This is a genomic window from Aquimarina agarilytica ZC1 (genome assembly GCF_000255455.1).
In the GTDB taxonomy this organism is placed as follows: domain Bacteria; phylum Bacteroidota; class Bacteroidia; order Flavobacteriales; family Flavobacteriaceae; genus Aquimarina; species Aquimarina agarilytica.
On the sequence record NZ_JH621248.1, the window covers coordinates 108,495 to 114,994 of the forward strand.

Annotated in this window: 5 protein-coding genes; 1 reads left to right on the plus strand and 4 read right to left on the minus strand. The window is 34.1% G+C overall.

Going from position 1 to position 6,500, the window contains the following annotated elements; translation table 11 throughout:
- The first annotated feature begins 2 nt into the window (after positions 1-2).
- Entirely contained in the window at positions 3-2,645 is a 2,643-nt protein-coding gene (locus KQA_RS0202465) for a TonB-dependent receptor (protein WP_010177729.1), read from the plus strand.
- Between the two features lie 29 nt (positions 2,646-2,674).
- On the opposite strand, the gene KQA_RS0202470 is transcribed toward KQA_RS0202465, so the two are convergent.
- The 4 genes from KQA_RS0202470 to KQA_RS0202485 form a co-directional block, all read right to left on the minus strand.
- Entirely contained in the window at positions 2,675-3,928 is a 1,254-nt protein-coding gene (locus tag KQA_RS0202470) for an NAD(P)/FAD-dependent oxidoreductase (RefSeq protein ID WP_010177730.1), read from the minus strand.
- A 15-nt stretch (positions 3,929-3,943) separates the two neighbouring features.
- Entirely contained in the window at positions 3,944-4,258 is a 315-nt protein-coding gene (locus KQA_RS0202475; RefSeq protein ID WP_010177733.1) for a 2Fe-2S iron-sulfur cluster-binding protein, read from the minus strand.
- 47 nt (positions 4,259-4,305) lie between these two features.
- Positions 4,306-5,460, minus strand: a complete 1,155-nt coding sequence (locus KQA_RS0202480) for a cytochrome P450 (RefSeq protein WP_010177735.1) — start codon at positions 5,458-5,460, stop codon at positions 4,306-4,308.
- 169 nt (positions 5,461-5,629) lie between these two features.
- A partial coding sequence (locus tag KQA_RS0202485) for an alpha/beta hydrolase (RefSeq protein ID WP_010177737.1) occupies positions 5,630-6,500 on the minus strand: 871 nt, incomplete at its 5' end.

Consider the following 6,500-nt stretch of genomic DNA (forward strand, 5'->3'; position numbering starts at 1 on the left):
GAGTGAGGTATTTTAAACCCTTTTTAATTTTTATATTTAGTTACTTTTACGGATTTTCTCAAAATTCAAACTTAACTTTAAAGGTACCCCTTGAAGATGCTTTGTTGCATTTTCAAAAAGAAGCCTCCCTTAAGTTTTCTTATGATCCAGAGTTAATTCACAACATTGATGTCAAAATAAGTAACAAATTAACGAATATATCTATTGAACAATTAGCGCAACTTGTAAAAAAACAGACTATTTATAAGTTGCAAAAAATTGACAATACAAATTATATTCTAATAAAAAATAATAGTCCCATTACAATTTGTGGTACTGTGGTCGACCAATCTTCTAATTTTGAATTAGCACAGACTACAATTTTTAAAAATAATAGGGCGGTTTCCTTAACCAATAAGCATGGATTTTTTTCCATAGAAACCATACAAACAGATAGTATTAGTATTCGCTACACGGGTTACACGACTAAAACTATTCTTGCCAAAGAATTCCCCTCAAACTTGTGCGATACTATTTACCTTACCCCCAAGGTTGAAACGCTAAACGATGTTATCATTGATGAGTATTTAACCAAAGGAATGTACAAAAAGGAAGATGCTTCCATCCACATTTCAACAAAAAGTTTACGAATTTTACCCGGCCTTGTTGAGCCCGATGTGCTACAAAGCGCCCAATTACTACCGGGTGTTAGTAGTCCTACCGAAGACCCTGCTAGTTTGTTTATACGAGGAGGAACTCCAGATCAAAATTTAATCCTTTGGGATGGTATCAAAATTTACAATACCGGACATTTTTTTAATCAGATATCCACCTTTAATCCATACATTATTAAAAATGTAGAAATTTACCGTGGTGGAACAAGTGTGCAATACGGGGATCGGATTTCGGGTGCGGTAATTATTAATTCTGACGATGATGTAACAGAACGCTTTAAAATAGGTGGAGGATTTAATTTAACCCATGCAGATATATATGCCAAAATTCCACTTTCGCCCAAAGCAGGATTCTTAATTGCTGGCCGAAGATCATCAACAGATATCTATGATAATATACTTACCAAAAACTTGAGTCAAAAAGTTTTTCAAAATACTAGAGCCGAAATAACAGAAGAAGAAGAACTAGGTCAAGAAAACAATAATCGCGAAGATATCCTCCAATTTGCTGATACTAACTTCAAATTTTTATGGCAACCCAATACTAATAATAAAATTACTTTAAGTACTATAGCCACACAAAATATATTAGATAATTATAGAGAACAACAAGCCGAAAATAGTTCTAAAACCAATATAACTGACCAATTAAAAACTCAAAATTTTGGCGCTAGCTTAATTTGGAGAAAAAAATACACGCCTAAAATTTCACAAAAATTCAGTGTTTATACTTCGCAATATAATTTTGATTACAATCTATTTTTTAAAAGAATTAATGAAAATTTCGAATTCAAAAATGACCTTGATAATAAGGTAAGTGATACAGGAGCTGAAATTGATTTTAATTTTAAACTTGGTAAAAGCCATTCACTACACACAGGATATCAGTTTACTCATAATGAAACTGATATTACTATTTTCAACACCTTCACTGGTGCAGATGACGAAGAAATAACAGATTTATTTATAAAAGGAAAAGGCTCAAACCATACATTTTACAACGAATATATTTACAATTTTAAAAAAATATACCTGCGTATTGGTTTACGAAATTCGCTATTAAGCAATAGCAATAAAAGCTTATTTTTTGAACCAAGAATGTTTTTATCAACTCCCTTATCAAAAAACTTACAACTAACCAGTTCCTTTGAATTAAAAAACCAACAATCAATTCAAGTTGATACTTTTGCTAGCGAGTTTAATGAAACTGATGCCCCCCCAACCCTACCCAATGGAGATCGATTATGGATACTATCGGGTGCTAAAAATGATGAAATCCTTAGAGAATTTCAAATTATTAAAAGTCGACAAGTTACTTTAGGACTACTTTACGCTAAAAAAGGATGGCATGTTGATCTGGAAGGCTATTATAAAAACCTAAATGATACCTCTTTTACAAATAACTTTTTATTAACTATTACTTCAACAGCTGACGAATTTGTAACTAACTCAAAAGAAGAACGATGGGGGGTTGATTTTTTATTAAAAAAAAGAATCCAAAATTACCGCTTTTGGCTGAGTTATACTTGGAGTAAGACTTCGGTATCGATTCCAAGTGTGCAAGCAAAAACTTTTCCTAACAATTTTGATCAACCTCATGTTTTAAATATTTCACAAACATTAAAAATAAAAAAATTAGAATTTGCTTTAGGATGGAACTTTGCTTCGGGACGCCCATTTTCTAATTTTTCTACCAATGAATTTTCGGGCTCATTAGTTGAATTCAACATTGACCCTAAAGGTTTTAATGCAGAACGATTAAAAAATTATCACAGACTAGATGCTTCTACTACCTATCGTTTTTCATTAGATCAAAAAAAGAAAATTAATGGACTCATTGGTTTTTCAATTCGAAATATTTATAACCAAAAAAATGAAATTGGTCAAGAGTTTCAATTGAATTTTAATGATGAAACAGGTTCAATACTACAAAGTTTTAATACCGCATCTTTACAGTTTACACCCGACTTTTTGTTTCGTCTTAATTTTTAATGACTAAGTGATTGATCACCACTATAATTTTATTTTATCATTAAAGCAGCCGGCTTAAATTCACTAAAAGGATCAACTAATTTTAGTTGATCAATTTTAGTCTTATTCTTTATAAACTTAGTTCCCAATACATAGGCTTTGGCGTTATTTACCGCATCAACCGCTAATAATTCATCATTTTTAAAATACCATATGGAAAATTTAATCTGCGTCCCTTCTTCCTTACGAAGTAACGCCTTGGTATACCCCGTAGACAGACCAACCATTTGTAATTTAATATCATATTGATCGGACCAAAACCAAGGTATGCTATTATAAACTGGCTTTTTATCACATATTGCTGCCGCAGCTATTTTAGCTTGATCTACGGCATTTTGAACAGATTCTAATCTAATAAAACGATCATAATGCGGATTATAATGACTAGTACAATCACCAATAGCATATATATCAGTAGCTGCTTTTGCTGCTTCATTTACTTTAATTCCATTAGCTATATCCAAGCCAACTTGTTCGGCCAACGCTACATTTACATGCACCCCTACGCCAACTATAATAATATCGGCCTCATAACTTGTAGTATCGGCACACATAACTTGATTAAAATTGGCCTGTTTGGCTATACTTACTACGTTTTTATTTGTCAACACCTCTACCCCATTGGAGGCATGTAATTTTTCAAAAAAATCAGACATCTCAGGAGCAGTAACCCGAGCTAGAATACGCTCTTCTCGTTCTAAAACAGTAACACTAGCTCCTAACTTTTTTAATGAAGCGGCTGTTTCCAAACCAATATAACCGCCACCAATAATGACCACTTTTTTATGCACACTAGTGGACATCGCTTTACGTATGCGCTCAACATCATTTGCAGTACGCAAAGTAAATACATTAGAAGCTTCTCTTAAACCTTTTATTGGCGGAATAATAGGTCGCGCTCCTGTTGCTAATACTAAAGTATCATAAGTTTGTAGCCTTCCATCACTTAAAACAACATGCTTTGCTACTCGATCAATAGTATTTATCGTAACTCCTAAGCTTAATTCGATACCTGATTTATCATAAGCTTCGGCAGATTTAAGTAAATTTTTGTCAATAGCATCAGCACTAGTCAAATAAGCCTTTGACAATGGTGGACGATGGTAAGGCAACACGGGATCTTTATCAAAAAGAATGATCCGACCTTCCCAGCCTTCTTTGCGTAAAGAAAAAGCAAAATTTACACCCGCATGGCTAGCGCCAATAACTACGCAGATTTTATCTTTTGAAAAATTTAAGGACATGTTTTTTATATTATATCAATCGCTTTCTGCTACTTGAAGTACCAATCCATCAAGGGCTTCACTAACTTCTAACTGACAACACAAACGACTGTATTCATTTACATGATCATCTAACTCTAGCATATCATTTTCGATCTCGCTAGCCTCACCTGTTTTTTCCATATGCTCTGGTTTAACGTGCACATGACAAGTTGCACAGGAACACACGCCTCCACAATCACCGTCAATACCAGGCACATCATTGTCAACTGCTAGTTGCATTACAGAACCAGAAGTTGCCTCTAACTCTATGGATTCATTATCGGTTGTTATAAATGTTATTTTCGCCATAATTTATCTATTTAGCCTTAGGGATATAAGGCTTTGTTATTTAACTACTAAGAATTGAATTTTACTTGCATACTATCGTAGCCTACTTTTCGCTTAAATTGATCTAAATCTTCTATATTTTCTTTAAAGTCTATAATATCAATTGACGCTACTTTTTGTGCTAAGGTTTCTACTAAAATTTTCATGATTTGACGTGCATGCGTTGCTCCCAAACAGTTATGCGTCCCAAAACCGAAACTGACATGTGGGTTTAATTTGCGATCCAACACAATTTCATTTGGGTTTTCAAATACCGAAGCATCACGGTTTGCCGAAGCCCAACACAATGAAATACGAGAATCCGCCTTTACAGCATGCTCACATACTTGAGTATCTTTGGTAGCTACACGCCCCATGTGCGTTAATGGTGCAAAATACCTTATCAATTCCTCCACCGCTTTTCCTGTAATTTCAGGTTCATTTTTTATACGTTGTAAGGATTCTGGATGTTCTGCAAAATAGGCGATTGAATTAGTTACTGCATTAATTACTGTATCACGACCACCTGCAAAAGTGAGGATCATTACTCCTTTAATTTCTTCTTTAGTCAATTTTTTACCGTTCACTTCCGAAGCTATCAATTTTGAATATAAATCAGCACCAGGATGCGCTATAGCTTTCTCAATTTGGGCATCGATATAATCATATAAAATATTGGCCTTATCACCATCTAAGGCTTCACCTTCGCTTCGAAAAACATGTGTGCCCCAACCTATCCAAGTTTCGGCTTCTTCGTAAGGAATATTTAACAATAATGTTAATGCTCGTGACTGTAATTTTAATGAAAAGTCTGTAACCACCTCCACACTATCCTTGGTCAATACCTCATCAATAATTTCATTAATTTGAGCTGTAAGCTTGTTTCTATATTCCTCTTCCAATGGGCGTTTAAACCAAGGTTCAATTAAGTCTCGATAACTTTTATGCGCTGGAGGATCAACTTCAAAAGGTATTTGACGGATGTCACGTATAGCCACTTCCGAAGGAACTACAATACGCCCAGGTTCTGCACCAGACTGAAATGTTTTCCAGTTGTGCGCTCCTTTACGCACATCTTTAAGGCGTAAAAGCATGGTTACTGGATCATTTTGATCATTCATTTCCCCAAAACCTTTTTCAAGTCTTGCCTTTTCAAACGGATCGGTAAGTTTACTTTTTTCCATTTCTATCTTTTTTTATGACTCAATATACCCCCCAAAGGGAACACCTTATTCAATATCCTTAACACTAACCTCTTATGCAAAGAACGTTAGATTTTCAACTTAAAACACACTCTTTATTGTCTAAAAATTAAACTATATTGCCCTATAATTAGAATCCCTTTATTTTTTGTTAGCTAATTAGAATCTTGTTAAAAAATTGTATAGTTTCTTTTATATGAGTTTCCCAATAAATCCATTCGTGTTTACCAAGGTTTTCTTTATAGGTATGCGCTATACCCATATCAACTAATTGCTTATGCAACTTTCTGTTTCCTTCAATTAATAAATCATCCGATCCACAATCAAATCTAAATGGAGGTAAGTTATTCTTATGTTTTTTTATAGTTTCCAGTACCGAATTGTTTTCTATATCATCCTGCTTATATAAAGATAAATCTTCTTCAACAAATAATTTCATCTCATCTAAAACAGTTATAGAAGATAAACCAGAAACTCCTGAAAATTTTTCATGGTATTTAATACCAATTCGCAAGGCTCCAAAGCCTCCCATGGACAATCCTGCTATAAATAACTTTGAATGTTCACTTGCTTGAGGAATTAACTCAACAGTCGCATCAATAACATCCTCAACTATCCATTTTTCAAAATCCGAATTTTGATGTGGCACATAGGCACTTCCATCACCCCACAACCCATCCGAGGGCATAGCTATGATCATCGGTTGTATTTCACCATTCTTAATCCAGGATTGCATTTTTAAATGTATTCCTGTTTTTTGTGACCATATCCAATGACTACCATATACCCCGTGCATTAGCACAACTATGGGCAAATTTTCATGATTCCCCGAAGGTACATATACCGTAATATCACCTCTATTTTTTAAGTGTTTACTTTTTACCGTAATGTGACGCAAATTATTGGACTCAAAACGAGGATCTGAAATTTCGGTAGTTTTAAATTTGGACATTTTTTTTAGTTTGGCTTTTGGCTTTTGGCTTTTGGCTTTTGGCTTTTGGCTTTTGGCTTTTGGCTTTTGG

Bases quoted from the DNA above. Each gene is read 5' to 3' on its own strand.
- KQA_RS0202470 (WP_010177730.1), bottom strand. From the start codon at position 3,928: ATGTCCTTAAATTTTTCAAAAGATAAAATCTGCGTAGTTATTGGCGCT.
- KQA_RS0202475 (WP_010177733.1), bottom strand. From the start codon at position 4,258: ATGGCGAAAATAACATTTATAACAACCGATAATGAATCCATAGAGTTA.
- KQA_RS0202480 (WP_010177735.1), bottom strand. From the start codon at position 5,460: ATGGAAAAAAGTAAACTTACCGATCCGTTTGAAAAGGCAAGACTTGAA.